This is a genomic window from Microvirga vignae (assembly GCF_001017175.1).
Classification (GTDB): Bacteria; Pseudomonadota; Alphaproteobacteria; order Rhizobiales; family Beijerinckiaceae; genus Microvirga; species Microvirga vignae.
On sequence record NZ_LCYG01000043.1, the window covers coordinates 17,392 to 37,731 of the forward strand.

Annotated in this window: 20 protein-coding genes and 1 tRNA gene; 8 read left to right on the top strand and 13 right to left on the bottom strand. The window is 63.3% G+C overall.

All coding sequences use genetic code 11. From position 1 onward, the window contains the following. Window positions 1–93: 93 nt before the first annotated feature. The 3 genes from AA309_RS17335 to AA309_RS17345 form a co-directional block, all read right to left on the bottom strand. Entirely contained in the window at window positions 94–1,563 is a 1,470-nt protein-coding gene (locus AA309_RS17335) for a protein adenylyltransferase SelO (RefSeq protein WP_047190281.1), read from the bottom strand. A gap of 150 nt (window positions 1,564–1,713) precedes the next feature. After that, on the bottom strand, window positions 1,714–1,974 hold the full coding sequence (locus tag AA309_RS17340) for a hypothetical protein (RefSeq protein WP_047190282.1): 261 nt from the start codon (window positions 1,972–1,974) through the stop codon (window positions 1,714–1,716). A 144-nt stretch (window positions 1,975–2,118) separates the two neighbouring features. Next, window positions 2,119–2,192: transfer RNA gene (locus AA309_RS17345), tRNA-Cys, on the bottom strand. 138 nt (window positions 2,193–2,330) lie between these two features. On the opposite strand from AA309_RS17345, the gene AA309_RS17350 reads away from it, so the two are divergent. Next, window positions 2,331–2,861 carry a hypothetical protein gene (locus AA309_RS17350; RefSeq protein WP_047190283.1) on the top strand — a complete coding sequence of 177 codons (531 nt, stop codon included), beginning with the start codon at window positions 2,331–2,333 and terminating at the stop codon, window positions 2,859–2,861. Between the two features lie 143 nt (window positions 2,862–3,004). Here AA309_RS17350 and AA309_RS17355 read toward each other — a convergent pair whose 3' ends face one another. Both AA309_RS17355 and AA309_RS17360 read right to left on the bottom strand, forming a co-directional pair. Next, complete coding sequence (locus AA309_RS17355; RefSeq protein WP_160310484.1) at window positions 3,005–3,331, bottom strand: hypothetical protein; 327 nt, start codon at window positions 3,329–3,331, stop codon at window positions 3,005–3,007. Window positions 3,332–3,788: 457 nt separating this feature from the next. Further along, entirely contained in the window at window positions 3,789–3,998 is a 210-nt protein-coding gene (locus AA309_RS17360) for a cold-shock protein (protein WP_047190285.1), read from the bottom strand. Between the two features lie 889 nt (window positions 3,999–4,887). Between AA309_RS17360 and AA309_RS17365 the strand changes: the two genes are divergently transcribed. The 3 genes from AA309_RS17365 (at window position 4,888) to AA309_RS17370 (ending at window position 6,511) form a co-directional block, all read left to right on the top strand. Next, window positions 4,888–5,727: a restriction endonuclease gene (locus AA309_RS17365; RefSeq protein ID WP_160310485.1), complete on the top strand. Its 840-nt coding sequence runs from the start codon at window positions 4,888–4,890 to the stop codon at window positions 5,725–5,727. A gap of 79 nt (window positions 5,728–5,806) precedes the next feature. Further along, window positions 5,807–6,031: a hypothetical protein gene (locus AA309_RS36110; protein ID WP_150117617.1), complete on the top strand. Its 225-nt coding sequence runs from the start codon at window positions 5,807–5,809 to the stop codon at window positions 6,029–6,031. Window positions 6,032–6,196: 165 nt separating this feature from the next. Then, window positions 6,197–6,511 carry a hypothetical protein gene (locus AA309_RS17370; RefSeq protein ID WP_047190286.1) on the top strand — a complete coding sequence of 105 codons (315 nt, stop codon included), beginning with the start codon at window positions 6,197–6,199 and terminating at the stop codon, window positions 6,509–6,511. 267 nt (window positions 6,512–6,778) lie between these two features. Here AA309_RS17370 and AA309_RS17375 read toward each other — a convergent pair whose 3' ends face one another. The 8 genes from AA309_RS17375 to AA309_RS17415 all read right to left on the bottom strand — a co-directional run bounded on the left by AA309_RS17375 (window position 6,779) and on the right by AA309_RS17415 (window position 17,260). After that, the gene (locus AA309_RS17375; protein WP_047190287.1) at window positions 6,779–7,834 is read right to left on the bottom strand and encodes an IS110 family RNA-guided transposase; all 1,056 of its coding nucleotides are present in this window, start codon (window positions 7,832–7,834) and stop codon (window positions 6,779–6,781) included. Window positions 7,835–7,980: 146 nt separating this feature from the next. Beyond that, window positions 7,981–8,844 (bottom strand): hypothetical protein, encoded by an 864-nt coding sequence (locus AA309_RS17380; RefSeq protein WP_150117618.1) that lies wholly within the window; start codon window positions 8,842–8,844, stop codon window positions 7,981–7,983. A gap of 56 nt (window positions 8,845–8,900) precedes the next feature. Continuing rightward, entirely contained in the window at window positions 8,901–10,274 is a 1,374-nt protein-coding gene (locus AA309_RS17385; protein ID WP_047190289.1) for an AbiJ-related protein, read from the bottom strand. Then, a complete protein-coding gene (locus AA309_RS17390) occupies window positions 10,268–12,151 on the bottom strand; it encodes a UvrD-helicase domain-containing protein (RefSeq protein WP_047190290.1) in 1,884 nt (627 codons plus the stop codon). The genes AA309_RS17385 and AA309_RS17390 overlap by 7 nt, the downstream gene beginning before the upstream one ends. 3 nt (window positions 12,152–12,154) lie before the next feature. Next, the gene (locus AA309_RS17395; protein WP_047190291.1) at window positions 12,155–14,119 is read right to left on the bottom strand and encodes an ATP-dependent nuclease; all 1,965 of its coding nucleotides are present in this window, start codon (window positions 14,117–14,119) and stop codon (window positions 12,155–12,157) included. Window positions 14,120–15,075: 956 nt separating this feature from the next. After that, a complete protein-coding gene (locus AA309_RS17405; RefSeq protein WP_052954793.1) occupies window positions 15,076–16,353 on the bottom strand; it encodes a hypothetical protein in 1,278 nt (425 codons plus the stop codon). Next, window positions 16,350–16,700 (bottom strand): hypothetical protein, encoded by a 351-nt coding sequence (locus AA309_RS17410; RefSeq protein WP_047190293.1) that lies wholly within the window; start codon window positions 16,698–16,700, stop codon window positions 16,350–16,352. The genes AA309_RS17405 and AA309_RS17410 overlap by 4 nt, the downstream gene beginning before the upstream one ends. Further along, complete coding sequence (locus tag AA309_RS17415; RefSeq protein ID WP_244470392.1) at window positions 16,700–17,260, bottom strand: STAS-like domain-containing protein; 561 nt, start codon at window positions 17,258–17,260, stop codon at window positions 16,700–16,702. The genes AA309_RS17410 and AA309_RS17415 overlap by 1 nt, the downstream gene beginning before the upstream one ends. A 174-nt stretch (window positions 17,261–17,434) precedes the next feature. On the opposite strand from AA309_RS17415, the gene AA309_RS17420 reads away from it, so the two are divergent. The 4 genes from AA309_RS17420 to AA309_RS17435 are packed head-to-tail and all read left to right on the top strand — an operon-like array spanning window position 17,435 to window position 20,331. Beyond that, the gene (locus AA309_RS17420; RefSeq protein WP_047190294.1) at window positions 17,435–18,028 is read left to right on the top strand and encodes a DUF6088 family protein; all 594 of its coding nucleotides are present in this window, start codon (window positions 17,435–17,437) and stop codon (window positions 18,026–18,028) included. Continuing rightward, the gene (locus AA309_RS17425; RefSeq protein WP_047190295.1) at window positions 18,021–19,040 is read left to right on the top strand and encodes a nucleotidyl transferase AbiEii/AbiGii toxin family protein; all 1,020 of its coding nucleotides are present in this window, start codon (window positions 18,021–18,023) and stop codon (window positions 19,038–19,040) included. The genes AA309_RS17420 and AA309_RS17425 overlap by 8 nt, the downstream gene beginning before the upstream one ends. Further along, entirely contained in the window at window positions 19,037–19,828 is a 792-nt protein-coding gene (locus AA309_RS17430; protein WP_047190296.1) for a hypothetical protein, read from the top strand. Before AA309_RS17425 ends, AA309_RS17430 begins: the two co-directional genes overlap by 4 nt. A gap of 11 nt (window positions 19,829–19,839) precedes the next feature. Further along, entirely contained in the window at window positions 19,840–20,331 is a 492-nt protein-coding gene (locus AA309_RS17435; RefSeq protein ID WP_047190297.1) for a hypothetical protein, read from the top strand. Window positions 20,332–20,340 lie beyond the last annotated feature (9 nt).

Sequence of the window (20,340 nt, forward strand, 5' to 3'; positions counted from 1 at the left end):
TTTCGCGGACGAAGCACCGGTCGCGGTGGCTTCGGCGGTCCAGATCGGCGACCTGCCAAAGGCTGCGTCCCGTGGCGCGGGCCCTTTGCCGCCTCAGGTCCCGCAGAATGTCCGATGGACACGCTCGTGCGGCTCCGGCGGTTCGGCGTAGTGAGCAAACGCCGGCTGATCCTCGTAGGGCTGCGAGAGAACCATCAGAAGCTCCTCGAAGGGAGCAAAGTCGTCCCGCTCCACCGCAGCTTGAATCACTGCCTCCACGCGATGATTGCGAGGGATATAAGCCGGATTGACGGCTCGCATGGCAGCCTGTCGGCTGGCGCCGTCTTGCGGCTCATGGCTCAACCGCTCCCGCCAGCGGGCGGCCCAGGCATCGTAAGCAAGCGGGTTGATGAAGAGGTTTCGGACAGCCTCGTCCGCTTCGGGTCCGGCGGCGGCATCGCTCAGCCGCCGGAAGGTCAGGGTGAAGTCGGCTTGGTTCTCGGCCATGGCCCTCAGAAGGTCCCCGGCGAGCGTCGGGTCCTCCTCGCGCTTCGTCAGCAGCCCGAGCTTGCGCCGGAGCCCTGCATGATAGGCCGCTTCGAATTTGCCTGAATAAGCGCCGAGTGCTTCATTCGCCTCGGCGACGGCCTTCTCCTCATCCTCGAACAGGAGCGGCAGAAGCGCCTCGGCCAGCCGCGTCAGGTTCCAGAGGCCGATGCGCGGCTGGTTGCAATAGGCATAGCGGCCGTGCTGGTCGATGGAGCTGAAGACTGTTGCAGGATCATAGGCGTCCATGAAAGCGCACGGACCATAGTCGATCGTCTCGCCGGCAATGGACATGTTGTCGGTGTTCATGACCCCATGGATGAAGCCGATGTGCAGCCAGCGGGCAATGAGATCGGCCTGGGCGGCGATCACCTGGTCCAAGAGCGCGCGATACGGATTGTCACTCTCAGCGGCCTGTGGGTAGTGCCGTCCGATGACGTAGTCCGCGAGGAGGCGCAATCCCTCCACATCCTGCCGGACGGCGAAGAACTGGAATGTGCCGACTCTGACATGACTCGATGCCACCCGGGTGAGAACCGCTCCGGGAAGCATCATCTCGCGGAGCACCGTCTCGCCGGTCAACACGGCGGCGAGCGCACGCGTTGTCGGCAGCCCGAGCGCCGCCATCGCCTCGCTGACAAGATACTCGCGCAGCACAGGCCCGACCGCCGCGCGCCCGTCGCCGCGGCGCGAGAACGGTGTCGGACCTGAACCTTTGAGCTGAATGTCCCGACGGATGCCGTCTCGATCAACCACTTCGCCGAGGAGGATGGCGCGGCCGTCGCCGAGTTGCGGCACGAACTGGTGCCCGGCATAGGCCATGGCAATGGGCTCTGCCGCATTCGGAACGCGGTTCCCGCACAGAAGCTCAAGGCCTTCCGGACAGGAGAGGCGATCCGGGTCGAGGCGGAGCCGTAACGCGAGATCCCGGTTCAGCCGGATGAGTCTTGGAGCCGTGACCGAGGTGGGCGCTATGCGTGCGAAGAAGCGTTTCGGCAGGCGGGCGTAGGTGTTGTCGAAGGGAAAATGAATTGTCATCGGACCGGTTTCACCGTCAGGACCCCGTGACATCGGATGGGGTGCTCCTGAAAACAAGAGCCGGATGTGCCCTCCGGCTGAAGCGGGTCCACGGCGCCCTGTCCCCGATTCTGGACAGCGCTCGGGACCATTCTGTCCCGGAAAAGACAGTTATTGCTCCCGCTCAATGATGCGGTACTCAACGTCGATAATCTCCCCTGCTCGGCGGGCTTGCGCCATCCTGCGGCGAAGGCGCCACCGCAGGATCATGCCGGTGATGATGGCCGCAGGGATGAGGATCAGCGCAAGTCCTGCGGCCAGGACGATCAGCAAAAGGCCCAGCGAGACGGCAGCAATCAGCACCAGGGCGGCGGCCCAGCGAGGCATCCGGATCAATCTGATGCCCGGATGGGGCGGATAGCGCGGGTCCATATCCCCTCTGTGCAAAGCTCTGCGTCAATCGTGCTTCATAGGCTGACGCCAGGAGTCGGATACACGATCGACATGGAGCGCAACATTCCGGCTCATCTCACTTCGCGCCATGATCGTCGGAGTGTCAGGTGCTCGTCGGAAAGGTGGAGGCCTCGCCCGGAATCGAACCGGGGTGCAAGGATTTGCAGTCCTCTGCGTCACCACTCCGCCACGAGGCCATCCGGGCGTATTCGGGATGTGGGACATGCTTGATAGTGGAGAGCCTCTCGAAGAGCAACCGCCCGCTTCGACTGGTGCTTTCCGGGCCGGCGGTCAAGCGCGTGAGACGGGCCCGAACACGTCGGCGGCAGCCCTGGATGTCCGTGTGGGCGCATTCTTCCGGAGCAATCGTCACTGTGGTTTGCGCGAAGGCAGCGACCTTCACGACCGCCATTCATGCGGCCTCGGCTGACCTTCCCCAACCTGAGACAATCCGGATTCGTTGTCCGACTCCAAACGGCAACTTCCAGACGCGGATCCTACGTTCGATCCGGATGCCGCCGTTGCTGCGCCTCTCAGTGCCTCTGTCCGGCCCGTTCGGCGGCACCGGCAAGCCTGTGCTGGAGGCGAAGGCCTGCGTCACGCAGCAGGCGGAGCTTTCTTGCCATAGGTTGAGAGTTGCTGTTTCTGTCGGTCACGACGGCCGCCGCAGCCGCGAACAGGTCATCGGCAGCCATCTCGATACCAGGGTCCCGCCTGCTCCCTCCAGTCACATCAACAAGAAGGGTCTGCAGGTCATGCAGGTCGACTTCAATGCTTCCCCGCTCAATCCGGGACACGACGGCCTGAATTGCCTCTCGCCGCTTCTCGATCCCTTCAGCGAGTGCCGTCTCCACCATCTGTCTTAATCTCCTGAACAAGTTGACCAGCGGGCGCTCTGCCGGCAGCGGGAAAACACTGCGCCCATATGGTTAATCAACGGTTACAGGGGTTGGAGAAACCGGCGTTTCAGGCCCGATGCCACCAAGTGCAATCAGCCCCTTGTCCTGCATCAATCCTTGCTCTCGGGGCGGGGTCCGTCGTGCATCGGTGCCTCGGTCGTTCCTGAACCGGATTGCTCACGAAGCATGCTCGCGAGCCCCTCGAGAAAACGAATGGACTCCTGCGGATAGGCCTCGCGTTGCGCCACTTTGATGATGTTGTGAAGAATGGCGGCGATATCCTCCAGCTTCGCGACACGCCCGGCCGCAAGAACATGAAAGAAGGTCGTGAACGCGACCATGACAGCCTGGTCACGCTCCTCGAGTTGCTGACACCGCATCTTGAGCGCTTTGATGTCCTTCTCCTGAGCCGAAACAACCTCAACCAGAGTGAGCATTTGCTCATTCAGGACATCGAGGGAAGCATTCATGCCGGCAGCACGCCTCGGAGGTTCAGATTGGGTGAGAGGCTTGAGCCTCGCGGCACTCATGTCATCGCCTGAGACTACCTGTGAAGGCGATGAGGCTTCCGCCTTGAGGAAGTTGGCTACACCGCGGTCATTACGTTCCAAAGGCATTTCCTCTTGATCTTTTTGCATAGGCCGTGATGCGCCCACGCCTGCATCCTGAGTAGATCCTGGCGCAATCCGCTGGATCAGAGTCCTGGTCTTCTGAATGTACCGGACCTGGTTCACATTCTCGCTCTTTGGCGTGATCGCGGATCGACACGGCGACGACCATTAGGATCCGCGGCGTCGAGAGTCATTTGAGTGGTATGTCCCTTGACAACGAAAAGCCGCTCCGTTTCGGAGCGGCTCAGGATGAAGGGCAAGAATGATCCCGCGTCCCGTTCCATCAGGCAGTCCTGAGATCGACCGCAGACTCTTTGCCGGTCCGGCGGTCCGCCTGAACCTCGTACGAGATCTTCTGGCCTTCAGCCAAGCCGCGCAATCCGGCGCGCTCGACAGCGCTGATGTGCACGAACACATCCTTGCCTCCGCCATCCGGCTGGATGAAGCCATAGCCCTTCTGTTCATTGAACCACTTCACAGTTCCTGTCGCCACGAAAGTCTTCCCTCTGTCTTGCTACTGGGTGGGAGCGTGCAGCGAATCACGTTCCCGCTCGATCCTGGTCCAGAGAAGGAACCTACACCCGGTCGTTCGACGCATGGTGGCTCCGTCATTCGGTCAGGATCGACCTCACAAGCGTAGATTCAGGCTCTTGTGGTGGCAAGCATCCTGCGCCTGACGTGTCCGAGCCAGACCTAAGTTCCTATTTTCCGCAGCATCATGGGAAATTAGACACGGGTCACGCCTGCTATGTCGCCTGCGTCAAGCCGAGTTTGTGGTTGGCATACCGGCGGCCGAACAGGGAGTCTCATGGCTCCGCCATCAACGCAGAAGCGATCCTCGCAAAGGTTCTGAATGATTTAGTCGCCGGTAAGCCCATGCTGATGAGATTGTTCAACTCGCTGGAATTGATTGCAGGCATCATCCGCAAGGGCGACCGCAGCCCGGGATCCCCGGCATCGGTGCTGAACTATCTTCTATCGAAGAAACCCTCTTGGCCCAACTCACCCCATCATTCGGTGTTCGTTAGGAGGAAATACGGGTGGCACGTTATCGCTCGACAAGCCTGATGCGCACAGCATTGTAGTGAGAACGCCGAGGGGCAGTCGCTCCTGACACGCAAGCCTATGCTCCGTAGATGATTGCAAAGGAGCTCTCCTTGAGAACACCGGAAAGGCTTGGGATAGAAAGTCGAGCGATGTGGGATGGAGCCTTCATGGAACCAGCCCCGGCGATGCAGTGATCCCGACTTGCTCCGAGAGAACCCCCAATAATGGGTATAAGCAGGCGCGGTAGCGGAGGCCAACAGCTGTCTTGTCGTTACCGACAAGGAAAAGGACTTCCCTGGTGTCGAGACCGTCAACCCTTTGCGCGAGAGCGCGGCATGAGCAACATTCGCTCCATCGACATGATGTTTCTCGATGACGTGTTCGACATAGGGAGCGGCTACGTCCTCAACTTCTCCGATCGCACCTTCGCGCAGCTTTCCGCCGAAGAGCTCAACATCGACATCAATGATCCAATCTATGCACGTGAGGGCGGCTCCAAGGCCAAACGTTTGCGCTCCTTCCTTCGAACCGTCGACACGCCGACCGTCACCCGAACACTGAATGCCCTTTGGGAATATCGGGAGGCCTTGCGACAGCGAACTGGCCAGGCCGACAAAGTTCACGATGCCCACGGCCGCCTCTCCCTGATCAATCGGTCTGAAGGCCGGCCGGATTGCTCCCAGGCGCCGACACTGCCGCCCACGCCAGCGTTCAACTGCGAAAAGCTGGATCAACTTAAGAGCGATCTACTCGCCATGACGTCGTCGGAAGCGTATGCCCGAGGCTATGCCTTTGAGAAGTTCCTGCGCGACTTGTTCGACACGTACAGCGCCGCGGGAGCCCTTCCGGCTGAATGGCGAGCAGATCGGCGGCAGCTTCCAGTTCGGCAACGAGACTTACAGACTTACCTTGTCGAGGCAAAGTGGCATGGCAAACCAATGGGTGTCGCCGAGCTCCACACCTTTCATGGCAAGATCGAACAGAAAGCTGCCTGGACGCGTGGCCTGTTCGTTAGCAACAGCGGCTTCACCGACGAAGGACTCGCAGCACTCGGTCGCGGCAAGTGCGTCATCTGCATGGACGGCTACGACCTCTATGAGACCCTGAACCGCGAAATCCCGCTCAACCACGTCCTCGAGCGAAGTGGCGGCGCTCTGAAGCTGATCCCGCTCTGACAGGAGCCGCATTTGACCTGCTCGAAGATCGGCAACCTGCTCCCGCAGCTGACGTTCGGTTTCGGCGGCGGAGTGGCCCGTGACGGCAAACATGCTCCATCCCGCAGCAGCACCGAGGCCTAAAACGGTCATCATGACCCGCTGCCAGTTGGGGCGCTTGGGTGCAAATGTCTGGATCATCGGAACTCCTGCCACAAAACCGCTATGGCTGCGCAACCGACTTTCTGCTCAGAGTGGTCAGGCCGACGTTGCTCACCAGACCGGCCTCAATGAGGCTCAGGATATTGCCGCCATGATGACTTAACCGTTAAGGCATCATGGCACGCTCGGAACAGAGACGCGGCTCTGGTAATGGCTTCTCACGAAACCAACCGGTTCGGCACCCTCAGCTCATGCGGTGCAGCCTTCAGCGTCAGGTCGCAGACTTCTTGCCAAAAGGTTCCTTATGCGATTCCTATAGGTCACGGGGGTGGATTCTATTCTGAAGTGTGAGCTTCAGGCCGTCTGGTCCCCGGAACAGATTGCCGGACGGCTGCAGATCGCGCCTGAGGGCCCGGGCCAGATCACGCACGAGACGATCTACGCTTTCATCTTCAGCCCACAGGGCAAGGCGCTAGGGCTTTTTCGCTACCTGCCGATGGCCCGGCGCCAGCGCCGAACCCGGTATGCCCGCAAGCCGCGGGGCTTCGCCATCCCGGCCGCGCTCGCTTCACCCTTGGATCCCAAATCAGAGTGCCAAATGTATGGTCCGGCCGTGCGTCGCAAGATGATGTTGGCAGACTGACAAACGTGAGAGCTGCATCAATGTATTAGGCCTCTGTGTGGAGCCTCAGCTCCGGGCCAGCATGGAAATCCGCGCGCATCCAGGACTGACTAGTAGTAAGACCTCTATGGGCCACTTTGGCACCAAGTCTTGTGGTTGCGCCGGGCAGACCGTTCGTCCATCTCCTTCGTCATCTCGCAGACCTCGGCGGGACAGCCGCTGATTAGATCATCGACTTCATCGTCGTCTCCTCAGGGCTGATGGCTGTCGATTGTGTCTGAAGGGCTCTTACGCGGCATGAGAGATGCTCCTCGGTTGGTACGCATGGCCGCGGGCCAGCACGGCCCACGCGATGCGGGCGAGCTTGTTGGCCAGAGCAATCACCAGCATGTTGCGATGCAGCCTCCGGCCTGCGGTCTCGATCCACGGCCACAGAGAGAGCCTTGCTGCATGCGGGCGACTCACTAACACGATGTGAGCCGCCTGCACGAACAGCGTCCGCAGATACGTGTTGCCGCGCTTGGACAGGCGGCCCAGGATCGTGCGGTCGCCCGTTGAGGTCTGCTTCGGCACCAACCCAAGCCAAGCCCCGAAGTCGCGCCCCTGTTTGAACCCGGCACCCGTGCCGATCGCCGCCACCATGGCGGATGAGATGATCGGCCCCACGCCCGGGACGCTCATCAGGCGCTGACAGTGCTCGTCCTGGGCGGCGAGCGCTTCGATCTCAGTGGAGACATCGGCGATGCGCTCATCCAGCCGGTGCCAGTCCTCCATCAGGTCAGCGATGAGGCGCACCAGCCGGGGCGAGAGGACGTCAGAGGACGAACCCAGAATGCCGGGCAGCGCCTGCCGCAAGGGTGCGAAGCCCTGGCGCACGGTGATGCCGCGCTCGAGCAACAGACCACGGATCTGGTTGGTCACGCCGGTGCGCTGACCCACCAGGCGCGAGCGCACCCGGTGCAAGGCGAGCAGGTCCATCTGGTCGGGCGTCTTGATCGCCACGAAGGACATGGTGGGCCGCTGCACCGCCTCCGCAATCGCCTCGGCATCCCGATAGTCATTCTTGTGCCCCTTGAGGAACGGTTTGACGTATTGGGCTGGGATCAGGCGCACGTCATGGCCGAGCGCTTGGAGCTGGCGGCCGATGTGATGGGCCCCGGCGCAGGCTTCCATGCCGATCAGGCACGGTGGAATGTTGGCCAGGCGCTGCGGGAGTTGGGTACGGGAGAGCTTGATCCGCAGCACGATGGCGCCGCGCTCGTCCTGCCCGATGAGGTGGAAGCTGTTCTTGCCCAGATCGATGCCCAGGGTGACGATCGCGGCAGAGAAAGAAGACCGTGACATGAGACGTGCTCCTTGCGTGGCTCGAAGCCCCACAGCTTACAGGCAAGCGGGGCAGGAGCACGGCCGGACCATCCCATTAGTAGTGCCAGTCTCCCCCATTTCCGGCCTTGCGGCGGGTCACTTGTCCATCTCGACAGGGCGGTTCATCAAATCGGCGGCAGAGCGGCGCGAACCAAGAGGTCATTAAGCCGAGCCAAACATTCGTGGCGCCGGCGCTCGAGCTCGCGTGCCAGCAGACGATCTCGCACATCGAGATACCCGCGTCGCTGTTCAAGGCGGCCGTCCTTGATCCCGGCGACCAGTAGTCCGCGCAACTCTGTCAATTCATCGTCCAAATCCTTAAGGCCCGCTTTCCAAGCAGGCTCCTCAAGGTAGCGCCAACCGCCAACGGCCTTGCGGATCACGTGCCGACTCTGCCGGTCCACAAGTTCGCCAGTCCGAAGAGCAGCCTGCGTATCCTTCAAGGCCTGCAGGAAGTCGTCGAAGTGCTCCTGCCCCAGCGGGTCGGTGAACGCCGGGCGATGGAAAGCTGTGGCGATCGTCTCGAGGATCAAGCGGTCCTGATCGCGCGCGCTCCGAATGCCGATGATCTGATCGTAGTACCGCTTCTGGAGATCGGAATAAGCGTTGAGCCAGGTGACGTAGTCGTCCCAAAACCAGAGCAGTACTTGGAATCGGCCAGCCGATCGGTGCTCTTCGTCGAGCAGTCGAGCTTGGCGCTGTATTGCAGCGTCACGCTTGGCCGTCGTTGCCAAGACCCAGACATCGAGTTTCGGCCGAAAGCCGAGCGCCTTTTCCGTTTGCGATCTCAGGAGCTTGCGGTCGATCGGGCCGCCGGGGAGAGGGTCGTTGTTCGCATCCAAGTCGTCGAGTCGCTTGCATTGGACGCCAATCGCGCCCGCGCGCGTTCGGGCCGCGTAGACATCGACCCCATCCTGGGCCTGTCCGGGCCGCCCGATCTTGTCCGCCATCGCGACGCCGTAGGCGAGCTCGACGACCGATTGGGTCAAATCCTCGAACTGTTGCCAATACAGTGGCGGCTGAAAAAACTGAGTGACTTGCCCCATTAGCGAGATGCCTCCGATCCCACGTGCGGCGGCGCGGCGGTTCCGGTTGAGCCGACTCCATGGAGCTGAAACAAGCGATCGAAGAAGCGTTCGATCAGCGCTTGCGCTCCGGCCCCTACCAGCTCGTTCGCGCCGAAGCGGTAGATCTCGTAACCCGCCAGCCGCAGGTCACGATCAGCGGACACCATCTCTGCGTAGGCCGGCAGCGACGGCCTGTCATTGCGACTGAAGTGATGCTGGCCATCGACCTCGATCACAACCCTTGCGCGATTGGGCAGCAGGAGAAGAAAGTCCATGCGTTGCCGCGGGAAGGAGGCGCGGTGCTTCAACGCCCGCACTACGGCCGGATCGTAGTGCAGATAGACTTGGGGAACGAGCGCCGGCAGAGCAGATTCCAACATCGGCCGATAGCGGCGGAAGTAGGTGTCAAAGAGTCCCTGCTCGCCCAACGATGCCAGCGATGCGCGCAAGCGTAGCCCAAGCGACTTGGCGGCATCCCTTTCATCAGGCTGCTGCTCACTCCACCAGCCGACGAGCTCCGACCACAACAGCCCATGCCTGGATATGGGACGATCGAAGACCAAGCAGTGCTCGGCCCCCGCGAGAATGACAATGTCATTGTTGACGGCGTCAGCGAATCCGAGCTCAGGCTTCGGCCCGGTCGAAGCGAAGATGAGGTTCTTTGGCGCGCCCGCGACACCACGGTGGAGCCGCGACAGACCATAGCCCGGATAGCCGGAGGCTTCGCCTGAGAATTCGAGCCTGTAGCCATCGCGCCGCAGGATCTCGTTAAGTTCGCTGGCAAGCCGCTGGGCCTCAGCGCCGCGACGTGCCAGCGGGTGCATCACCGCTTCGAGGAGCCGCGCGAAGCGCGAGCGCGAGCAGGTGAACGCGCCCAACTCGCCGAACAGCTGCTCGGCGTCCCAATCCGTCGGATTGAGCACCATGTGCTGAACGATCTGTTGCGTGAGCGAGCGGCCGGAAATGAAGCCGACGCCCATGCTGTCGATCGGCCAGAGCGGCTTTAACACCTCATCGATCAGGCGTTCGCCGGCTAGGTCGTGACCGAACGCCTTAGCGATATCGCGCCTTGTGATCTCGGTGATCGGCGGCTCGCCCTCCTCAAGAACCAAGCAGCCGGTCTCCTCCAGGTTGAAGTCGGCGAACCGGGTGCCGATGCGCTGGGCTATTGCACCGAGGGTCTTGCGGTCGGCGGTCTTGAGGCCGGCGAGCACGCGGTCGCGCTTGGAGACCGCCTCACCAAGGCTGAACCCTGCGTCCTCGGCAGCGCCGGGCAACGTCTCATGAGTGCAACGGTTCTTCAGCGTCTCGGCAATGCGAAGCGCGAGCGCATTGTTTCCCGGATTCAGCATGCCACCTCCGGCACACCAGCTGCGGTGAGCAGGCCATAGAGGTCCGCGACACGGGTGCGTTGGCCGCGCTCGCGGCAAAAGGTGAAAATCGCCCGCTGCTTGGCGCGCGACAGCGCTACGAAGAAGGTGGCGATCCCTTCTGGATTGCCCGCGCTGTGGCTCCACCACATCGCGTCGTCGAGCCCGACGAAGAGGATGGTGTCGTATTCGAGACCCTTGCTCTTGTGAACGGTCATCAGCGGCACCTGATCGACCCCAGTGAAGCAATCGAGGCAGGTCGCCCAATCGGGGCTGCCGTCCGCACATGCAGCGAGGTGCAGTCGAAAGGCTTCGAGCGCGATGGCGAGCGTATCACCCGTCGCATATTCGGAAAAAGACCGGGCAAGCGCTTGCGCGTCGACGAAGGTGAGCACCACGTCGGCAAGCGCTTCGGCCGCGGCCGTCGAGGGCGGCGTTGCTGCCATCGTCGCCCGCAAGCCCTGGAGAAACATGCTCAAACCTTCCTCGGCGCGCAGACACGCCAGCTCGTCATCCGGGTCGGCGTCGCGCAGTCGGAGCACCGCATCCGACGCGATCTGCCAGGCCGCAGGCGCGCGACGGGCGACGCCGAGGCGCAGCAAGGCCTGCGCGATCTCGGCATAAGCGTCGACCAGGAGATCCTGCAGCGTCGTTCGGCCGAGCGCGCGGCTCTCGTTGCGCAGACGCAGGTTCACTGCAGCCAACGTTGGCGCAAGCTGCTCCTCGAACCGATCGGCGGTTTGCCGCACGAGAATGGCATAATCGCGCGGCCGCGTTCCGCGAGCCGCCATGTCCTGGGCCAGCCAGCCCGCCAGATGCTGCGCCTCTCCAGCCGCGGTCGGACAGGTCCAGACCTGAGCGACGTCGCCGTCCACGCGCCGGCCCGACTGGGCGACGGTCGGGATCGCACCGGCGTCCAGCGCCTGTGCCACGACATGCTGGATGCGCACCAGATCCGGCGACGATCGAAAATTGACCAATAGCGGCACACGCTCAGCCGCGAACTCCGCTTCGAAGCGGTCGAACGCGTCCGTGCGCGCGCCTGCCCAGACCATGATGCGCTGTTTGTCGTCGCCCACCGCCGTTACGGTGATGCGCGGATCTCCAAAGGCGGAGAGCAGAAAATCATACTGGGCGTGGGTCGTGTCCTGGAACTCGTCGACGAACACGAAGGGATAAGTCGCGTGCAAGGCGCGCGCGATCTGAGGTCGCGCGCGCAGGAGCAGCTCCGCCAGACGATTGAGCATGGTGAAGGTCACAAGCGAGCGGCCGGGCCGGCGCAGCAGCTCGCTCCACCAGCGCTCGATTACGAACTCCACCGCAGTGGCCGGCGCCATGGCCTGAAGCGGCAGCCGAAAGGAGCCGACGATCTTGGATTCAAAGTCGGACGGGCCAAGACCGGCGACGACCGCCTGCCACGGCTGCGGGGCCGCCAAGCGCGCGCGCGTCAGGAAATCCTCGACCTGCGGCCGCCTCGAGAAGTCGATCCCATAGGGTCGGGTCGGGCGCCAGTCGGCTGCAAGCGCCGGTAGGAAGCGGTCGACCAGGCTCTTGGTGAACGCGTCGAAGGTCATTGACACGAAGCGATCGGCCTGAGCGCGCTCGCAGCGCTCGCGAACCCGGGCGGCGAGGTTTTCAGCGGCGTCAGTCTTGAAGGAGATGGCCAGCACGCGGTGTGGCTCCGGGCATGCGCCGGTCTCCAGCAGATAGGCAGCGCGCTGGGCCAGAAATTCAGTCTTGCCGGCGCCGGGGCCGGCGACCACGCAGGTGTTCCCCTGACGGCGCAAGACATGCCAGGCGTTCGGTTCGAGATCGGCGATGCCGCGCGGTCGCCACGCATCGGGTACGACGAGCGGCATGGATCAGCAGGCCCCTTCCGCTGGCGTGAAACTGAGCGCGGCGATGACATAGTCCAGAAGGGCCTTCAGCTCTTCCGGAATGCCGGCTTTCAGGGTTTCTGCATCGAGCCGCGCCAGAACACGCACATGAGTGCTGGGTTTGCCGCGGCCCAGGAAGAGATATCGATACCAGACGAGCGCAGCGTCATAGCTCGCGTCGTAGAGCGCCGGCAGACCTTCGTTGCCGAGCACCGCCGGCCGCGGGTCCCCGGCGCGTGGCCCGCGCATGCCGGGCTCCAGCTGCTGATACGCCGCGAAGAAGGCCGTCAGCATGGAATAGTCGAGATCAAGCGGCGCCGAGAAGAAGACGCCGAAACGGCGAAGCGCAACGATGGACTGTCGCAAGCCGTCGGTGTCGCTCGGACTGCGCGCCGCGAGCTCGGTCAGATGCGCAGCGATGTCGGCGGCAGAGAGCTCGGTGCCGAACACCTCCGTCGAGGTTCGGCCGACCGCCAACAACTGCTCGCAGGTCGTCTTAATCCGGCCCCAGCCGCCGCCATCACGGCCCCAATCGAGATCGAGGAGTGTCGCGTAGGGAATAGCGAGATCGCTCAGCAATCGCCAGAGATGGTTTACATGCCGGCCGCCGAGCGGCACCATCGCGACGAACGATCGGTCGATCGGGAGGCCGAGCGCCTCCGCTAGGCGCGGCAGCACCACCTCTTCCGACGCGCCCTCGCCGAGAATTACGAACCGCGCGAAGTAGAGCTCGGGGTAAGTGCGGACCGCTTCGCGCACAAACTTGGCGGCGTCTTCGTCGTTGTCGGGCAGCCGAATGCCATTGACACGTGCGGTGCGATCGGCTGGTTCGAGCCTGAAGTGCCGAACCTGGTCGGGATCGACGCGTGCGAGGATGCTCGCCGAGTGGCTCGAGATGAAGGCCTGCGCCCGCCCCGTGCCGGCCAGCTCTTCTATCTGCCGCACGATCCGCGAAAGATAAAAGGGCGCGAGATTGTTCTCGGGTTCTTCGACCGCGATAAGGGTCAGCACCGGCAAGGGCACGCTGCCAGCCTGGAATGCGGCGCCGGCCGAGCCGTCGGCGATCCGACCCTCGACGTCGAGGGTCGCGGCGGTCATCGCGAGATGGAACAGTGAACGCTGACCGTCGCTCAGGTCCTCCAGCCCGCGATCGCGACCCTCCTCGTCGGGATGAAACACGACCTCGACCTTGCGGATGAACTCCTGGAAGCGGAGGTCGACCGGCCGGAACACCGGCTTTGTGTCGGTGCCGGCGCTGTGCACCTGTTGCCAGCGCCGCTCGACCGCTGTGGAGACGAGATCGACGGCCGCCTCGTCGCCGAAGGCGCCGTTGAGGCGCCCGCCAGCGTCCAGGAACACGTCCTTCATGCCCTGTGACCAAGTGATCGCGCGCCACAGGCGGCCGCGGAGGAACGCGCTCACCTGCGAGGAGCCGTCCCGGCTCGTGGGCACGTAAATCATCTGGATGCGCGCACGGTCGGTCGGCCGCAGGTCCGAGCGATCCCCGTCCTCAAAATCTCCGAGCGCGCGAATGGCCTGATACTTCTGTTCGATCACGCCTTCGAGCGAGCCATCGTCGGTCCAGCGGCCTTCAAGCCTCAGCCGACATTTCAGTCTTCCGTCCTCCTCGCATGCCATCTGATGGAAGAATTCGGGGACGGCGGCGTGGCCATCCGCGCCTTCGAGCTCGGGAAAGGACAGGATGGCCTCGACCACGAACTCGCGTTCGAGTGGGGTGCCCGCCTCGGAACTGAGCACATGGAAATCCTGCCGGCGCACCCGCCGATGCTCGGGCGTGACCCCGAACAGCCGAAGCAGCGCCTGCATCACCGCCGTCTTGCCCGAACCATTGACGCCGACGAACGCGGTCAGACCCCGCGCCATGTCGATGGTCGTAGTCTGCGGCCCGAAGCACCGGAAATTCGTCAAATGAAGCCGTTCAAGATACATGAGACATCCGCAATATTGGAGCGCACCGGCTATCCCGTTCGACTTGGGAACGCTCGGTCAGATGGTGGGGAAGACTGTTAGAGCTGTTTCCACTGACGTGGAATCATCTCTTATCTTTGGTCTGTCGCATTTTTTGACGGCGAACCGGAGCCTTTTCGCCGCAAAATGCTCTAGCCGATCTGCTATGAAGGCGGTTCTGGACCGAGCGCGCGGCCGCGGTGACAATTCGCCGGCGCTGACCGGAGCCAGCACGGGGGGCCATGGAGCGAGAGATAGACGAACCAGGGCAGAAGGTGGTCGGCGATTTCGACGCCGCCGACGAATTGCTCTTTGCGGCAGCGAATGGCGAGCTGCCAGATCTCGGGCCGGTTCGCGTTCGGCGCTCGGGGCTGATCGGACCGTTGGTCGAGCTGGTCCGGGGACGACAATGCTACCCTGAAGCGTTCGCGTCCGTGACGCTCGAAGCGCCCTTTGTCATGACCATCGAGGCCGCAATTGATCGCAACGCGGTGACGGGGGCCGAGAAGGACGCGCGAGCTGGCGTCTTTCCGCTTCGCCGGCTTGGCGCTGACGGCGAACGCTCCGATCTGTGGCAATTGTGGGCGATCCGCGCCGACCAGGCCGCCCTCAAGGCCGGCTTTCCGGCGCGGATCGCGGCCGAGATCGTCGGCGCGCTCGGAGAACTCCAAGACAACGTCTTTCGCCATAGCGAGGCGGCGGGCACGGGCCTTGCCGCGTTCGCCGCGCGTCCGGGCTCGTTCGAGGTCGTGGTCAGCGACGGCGGCGTCGGCGTGCTGGCGAGCCTCCGTTCGCACCCGGACTATGCCGGTCTCGAGGATGCAGGCGTGGCGTTGAAGGTCGCGGTAGCCGACGGCGAATCCCGCTTCGGTCGCGACTGCGGCTGCGGGTTTGGGATGGGGCAGATGTTCCGGGCGCTCGCAAACCATGACGGGGACCTAAGATTCCGCAGCGATGACCACGCCCTTGAGGTCCGCGGGCACAGCCCGAGCCTCCAAGGTCGCGTCCAACTGCGCCAGAAAGCAGCCTTGCCCGGACTGACCGTCAGCGTGCTTTGCCGGTCGGCGAGCGTGCCGGGCCGGACGTTCTAACCGCGCGGGCGGCGCGAAGTCGGAGAGCAGCAGCGCGGTGCGCTTGGTGGCAATGTTGTGCGTGAGCAGATCGTCGATCGGCTCACCCTTCGGCGTGGAGATCCGCGGCCAGCGCAGCCGACCGGCCTCGGTGAACTCGGCCCGGCGGCGCTTGAGAGTGCGGGCGAAGGCGACCGTCTCGATCAGAATGACCTGGGCAAAATGGCGCTTGAGGCGCTGGAGAACCTTGGTGCCGCCGCGCACGATGAGCGTGAGCGGGCGTCCCGCTGCGTCGGCGATGCGGCAAAGACGATCGACATGCCAGTCAATCCGGTTCGGCGCGCCGGCGCCCGTGCCGAACTCGAAGGCAACGATCTCAACCTCCCCGCGCTCCCGCACGAAGTGCATCCAGCGCGCATAGTCCTGATCGGTCCGAGCGTTGAGGTGCAACGCAGCCGGAATCCTGGCTGCCATCAACTCGGCCCAGCCGAGCGCAATGCGCTTCATGCTGTGCAGATTGTCGGGCCGCGGCACGTTCAGGAACAGGCTGAAATTGGGGACGGTGACGAGCGCGACCTCAAGGTCGCGCAGTGTGGACAGAATCAGCTCACGATCGGCGAAGGCCCACCAGGCCTCGAGCTTGATATCGCGATCAACGCCCGAGGCGACGACGGTCGCGGTCTCGGAGATGCGGAAGCGCTCGGCGAGTTCGGCGCGCGTGCGGACGAGCGGCTGGCCGGTCCCCATGTGGAAGAGCTCATACAAGGGGACAGCGATGACCGGTTCGTCCAGGACCGACTTACGGCTGTATTTGTGGCCGATGAGTGGGATCACTGACGGCAAGTCGGTCACCGGCAGCGCGGCCACCCGCGGCGTCGACGCCAGATCGAAGCCGTCGATCTCCAGACAGCGCTCGAAGAACTGGTCGGGCTTGGTGCGGCAGACGGTGTCGCAGGCGGCGGGGTCGGCGCACGAGCAGAGATCGTTGCAATCGAACACGCCGGCGTCGGTGTGCAGGCCTCCGCAAGTCTCGTAGTCCGGACAGCCGCCGCAGCCGAGCGATGGCGCATAATGCCCGGCGTCGTCTAGGAGCCGGTAAGACGGCTTGAAGTCGCGGGTGGGCTCCTGTGGGGCGCGACGGGTCATTTCAGCTTGATCTCCATGGTCGCGCCGAGGACTCCGATCCGCTCGATAACGGCTGGAGCCATGCCCTGTCGTACCTCAAGCGCAGCGCGCACACTTGTCGGTACATTGGCGATGCTGGCCACCTGCCGCAATCCATCGAGCACGACCAATTCCGGTCCCTTGAACTGGACCAGAACGGTAGCGCCCTGACGCGCCGCCCCCTTAGGGATCAGCTTCGCCGTGAGCGTCCGGCCCTCTTCCGACAGACAGATATCCATCAGGGTCGGCGCCTTGGTACGGTCGAGACCCTTGGCCCACCGCTTGGTATAAGGCGTGCCGCTGGCGTTTCGGATGAAGTCGATGCCCATCAGGCGACCTCCAACACGGGGGCAAAGGTTTTGGTTTTTCCCGACCGGCGCTCGATCAGGAGACCGCGGGCGGCGAGATTGGACAGCCGGTTGTTCCAGGCCGTCGGCGCCAGGCTCTCTTGGCTCTGCGCCGCGAGGCTCGGCGCGCTTGCCGTACCAAGGCGCGTCACCAAGTCGAAGGTCGAGCGGTGCGCCTCGTCGAGTTCACCTAGGATCTTGGCCTCGCGCGGCTCGCCAGAGGGTGTCAGACGGCAGGCCCAAAGCGCGTCCTTCCGGTGCCGCAGAAAGAATTCGAGCTCTTCGATCACTGCTGGAGAGGCATTGGCGATGACTGGGTAGAGGGCTGGCAAGGTGGCGCGCGCATGGTCGCGGAAAGCTATCACCCCCTCGCGCAGGAAGGAGGCGGTCGCGACGGTAACGCCATCAAAATCCAAATAGACGGGCTCCGGCTCGGCGGGCGGATGGGCGGCGGCAACCAGCTTCCCAAGCAGCTGACGGCCGGCTTGCGCGCCGCTAAGCACCGGCTGGTCACCGGCCATAGAAAGAATGGATAACCTCACTTGCTAATCCTCATTGAATTCAGTGAGGATGGAGAGCCCGCCGTTCGTTGTCAAGGACCGCCGATCCTACGCCCCTGCTCTCTCCACAGCTGAGCCAGCTGACTAGGAACTCTTGGTAAGGTTGCCACTTGCAGACTGTCAGAAGAAGATCTACGTTTCTGACGGAGACAAGCCATGAAACGATTGACCAGTCGGATTCTTGAGGAAGCGCGCCGTCTGCCGGAAGGTGCGGTGCTGACTGCCAAGGCGCTGCTGCACCTGAGCTCGCGTGCAGCCGTTGATCAGGCTTTGTCCCGGCTGGCGCGGCGCGGCCAGCTGCTGCGCGCGGGCCGCGGCCTTTACGTTCTGCCCGTTGAAAGCAGGTTTGGCGTTCGCGCGCCTTCAGTCGAGAAGGTGGTCGAGGCGGTGGCCGCGCAGCGCGGCGAAACTATCGCTCCGAACGGCGCCGCGGCGGCGAATGCGCTCGGCCTCTCCACACAGGTGCCGGTCCGCAGGGTCTATTTGACCTCCGGACCAAGCCGAACCCTCCATCTCGGACGCCAGACCGTCGAGCTTAAGCATGCGCCGCAATGGCAGCTCGTCCTGCCGGGCCGTCCCGCCGGTCAGGCAGTGCGCGCCCTTGCGTGGCTTGGCCCGGCCAAGGTATACGAGACGATGCGTCGGCTGAAGCGGACACTGCCCGTGACCGAGTGGGAAGCACTCACAGGCGTCGGAGCGCGGTTGCCTACTTGGCTCGCTGAGCCGGTTAGCCAAGCCACGCATGGCTGAAGCGTTCCTGCAGCTATCGATTGAGGATCGGCGCGACGCGCTGGAGGTCGCGGCATCACGCTCTGGCCGCCCCGCGCACCTTCTCGAAAAAGATATCTGGGTTGTGTGGTCGCTGGACGCGCTGTTCGCCTCTCCCCTCGGTGCGAAACTCGTCTTCAAGGGCGGCACGTCGCTGTCAAAGGCCTATCGAGTAATTCGCCGCTTCTCTGAAGACGTGGATCTCACCTACGACATCCGCGCGATCGTCCCCGACCTCGTCGGCGACGCCGAGGATGCACTCCCCTCGACGCGGAGCGCGGAGAAACGCTGGACTAGCGAGATCAAGAAGCGATTGCCGCAATGGGTTGCCGAACAGGCCTTGCCGGTGATCGTTGCACGCCTCGCCGACACGCATGCGCCAGCCGAAGCCATCGTCGATGGCGAGAAAATCTTCGTTACCTACGACGCTACCGCAGCGGGTACGGGCTATGTCCGTCCCGCCGTGATGCTGGAATTCGGCGCCCGCTCGACCGGCGAGCCGTGCGCGCCATTCGATATCGAATGCGACGCGGCCGAACTGGTCGAGGGCTTGATTTTCCCGCAAGCGGCAGCGCGCGTCATGCGCGCAGAGCGGACCTTTTGGGAGAAGGCGACTGCGGCGCACGTCTATTGCGCGCAAGGGCGGTTGCGCGGGGAGCGTTTCGCGCGCCACTGGCACGATCTCGCGCGGCTCGACGAGGCCGAGCTTGCGAAAGCAGCGATCGCCGATCGTGGCGTTGCAGACGCGGTTGCTGCGCATAAGACGATGTTCTTTTCTGAGCGCGACGCCTCAGGCGCGCCGATCGACTACAAAGCCGCGGTGAGCGGCCACCTGCTGCTGGTTCCCGAAGGCGGCGCCCGGGACGCGCTTGCCGAGGATTATGTGCATATGATCGACGACGGATTGCTGCTCGATGCGGGCGAGCCATTTGACGCGCTGATGGAGCGATGCGCTGACATCGCCGCTCGGGCCAATGCGGCGGCGGGTGCATGATAAACCTCCACGAGCGCCTGTCGGAATTCTCTTACGGCTATGGCGTCACCCGCGAGGTCGAGCGGCGGCTGGCCGCGCGCGGGCTTCGCGCGACGCCGTTCTTGCCGAGTCTGCTCCACGAAGCGAGCCTTGGTTTCGATGTCGCCTTCTCTGGTCCTGGCCAAGTCGTGATGCTCCAATTCAAGCTTGGCCAAGAGTTGTCACGCTTCCGCAGGCTCGATCCGAGCGAAACCATCCCAGCGCTCTCCAAACCCTTCTGGCGCTATTATGTCGATACGACGGAGCACCAGTTCCTGCGTCTCGAAGAGTTCGAAGCCCATGGCGCAGACGTCTTCTACGTCGCGCCGCGCTTTTCCCATTGGTCGGCCTACGACGCAGCATTCCATGGCAATCAGGTTTTGCAGCGTTCCCTACTGTTGCGCCCGTCGGAGATCCAACGCGGTTCCGGCGGAACGCCCGGCGAGCACCGCATCGTGTATGATCGTATCAGGCGCTACGTCTGCTCCGAGCCCCGCGCGGTCGAAGAGGTCACGCCGGACGAACTGGTCGAAAAACTCGACGTCAGGGCGAGGTCGCAGGAACCGCTGATCTCAAGACTGGAGCGTCTTGTGTCGAGCGAGAGGGCTCGGGGTACGCCTCAGCTCGCGCGCAGTCGACAGCGAGACATTCGCTCCCGCGCCCGGACCCCAGCCGATGGTTTGGCGGCGATCGTCGGCCTGGAAGCCTGGCTTCAGGGCACGCAGGTTCTGTTCATCACGCCGTTCGAGACGGCCGTGCTTTCCGAATAGGGACTCATCCAATGACTCTCGTCGCCCGAGCGCAACTCGACTTCGTCCAGCAGACGCTCGCCGAGTTCACGCAGCGCTCTAGCATTATGCGTCCGATCGCTCTTCTCCAAGCCCAGCATGTCGCCATCGTGGTCTCGCTGCGCGCGATCGGCCATGTGCTGAAGGAAGTCGATGCCGATACAACCGCCAAGCGGCAGTGGCTGGCCAACCAATGGCTGCACTGGCAGACTGAACCCATCTTCGCGCACTTTATCAAACCCGACCGCGACAACCTCTTGAAGGAATTCCGCGGCTTTCTCGACATACGCTCAGGAGCTTTTGGATCGCCTGCGGTAGTCGCAGATCCGATCATGCCCACGAGTGTCGCCCTTCATGTCGATTTCAATCCAGACGCCTTACTGACGACGGACGGGCGAAAAGCTGTTCCTCTGCTGCGCGAAGCCGTTCACTTTTGGGATCAATGTCTCAAGCTCGCCGAGCAAGCATTTCTGACTGCGGCATGATTCGTCAGT

Bases quoted from the DNA above. Each gene is read 5' to 3' on its own strand.
- AA309_RS17395 (WP_047190291.1), bottom strand. From the start codon at position 14,119: ATGTATCTTGAACGGCTTCATTTGACGAATTTCCGGTGCTTCGGGCCG.
- AA309_RS17405 (WP_052954793.1), bottom strand. From the start codon at position 16,353: ATGACCCGTCGCGCCCCACAGGAGCCCACCCGCGACTTCAAGCCGTCT.
- AA309_RS17410 (WP_047190293.1), bottom strand. From the start codon at position 16,700: ATGGGCATCGACTTCATCCGAAACGCCAGCGGCACGCCTTATACCAAG.
- AA309_RS17335 (WP_047190281.1), bottom strand. From the start codon at position 1,563: ATGACAATTCATTTTCCCTTCGACAACACCTACGCCCGCCTGCCGAAA.
- AA309_RS17385 (WP_047190289.1), bottom strand. From the start codon at position 10,274: ATGCTGAATCCGGGAAACAATGCGCTCGCGCTTCGCATTGCCGAGACG.
- AA309_RS17340 (WP_047190282.1), bottom strand. From the start codon at position 1,974: ATGGACCCGCGCTATCCGCCCCATCCGGGCATCAGATTGATCCGGATG.
- AA309_RS17390 (WP_047190290.1), bottom strand. From the start codon at position 12,151: ATGCCGCTCGTCGTACCCGATGCGTGGCGACCGCGCGGCATCGCCGAT.
- AA309_RS17430 (WP_047190296.1), top strand. From the start codon at position 19,037: ATGATAAACCTCCACGAGCGCCTGTCGGAATTCTCTTACGGCTATGGC.
- AA309_RS17355 (WP_160310484.1), bottom strand. From the start codon at position 3,331: ATGCTCACTCTGGTTGAGGTTGTTTCGGCTCAGGAGAAGGACATCAAA.
- AA309_RS17365 (WP_160310485.1), top strand. From the start codon at position 4,888: ATGAGCAACATTCGCTCCATCGACATGATGTTTCTCGATGACGTGTTC.
- AA309_RS17375 (WP_047190287.1), bottom strand. From the start codon at position 7,834: ATGTCACGGTCTTCTTTCTCTGCCGCGATCGTCACCCTGGGCATCGAT.
- AA309_RS17420 (WP_047190294.1), top strand. From the start codon at position 17,435: ATGAAACGATTGACCAGTCGGATTCTTGAGGAAGCGCGCCGTCTGCCG.
- AA309_RS17350 (WP_047190283.1), top strand. From the start codon at position 2,331: ATGTCCGTGTGGGCGCATTCTTCCGGAGCAATCGTCACTGTGGTTTGC.
- AA309_RS17425 (WP_047190295.1), top strand. From the start codon at position 18,021: ATGGCTGAAGCGTTCCTGCAGCTATCGATTGAGGATCGGCGCGACGCG.
- AA309_RS17435 (WP_047190297.1), top strand. From the start codon at position 19,840: ATGACTCTCGTCGCCCGAGCGCAACTCGACTTCGTCCAGCAGACGCTC.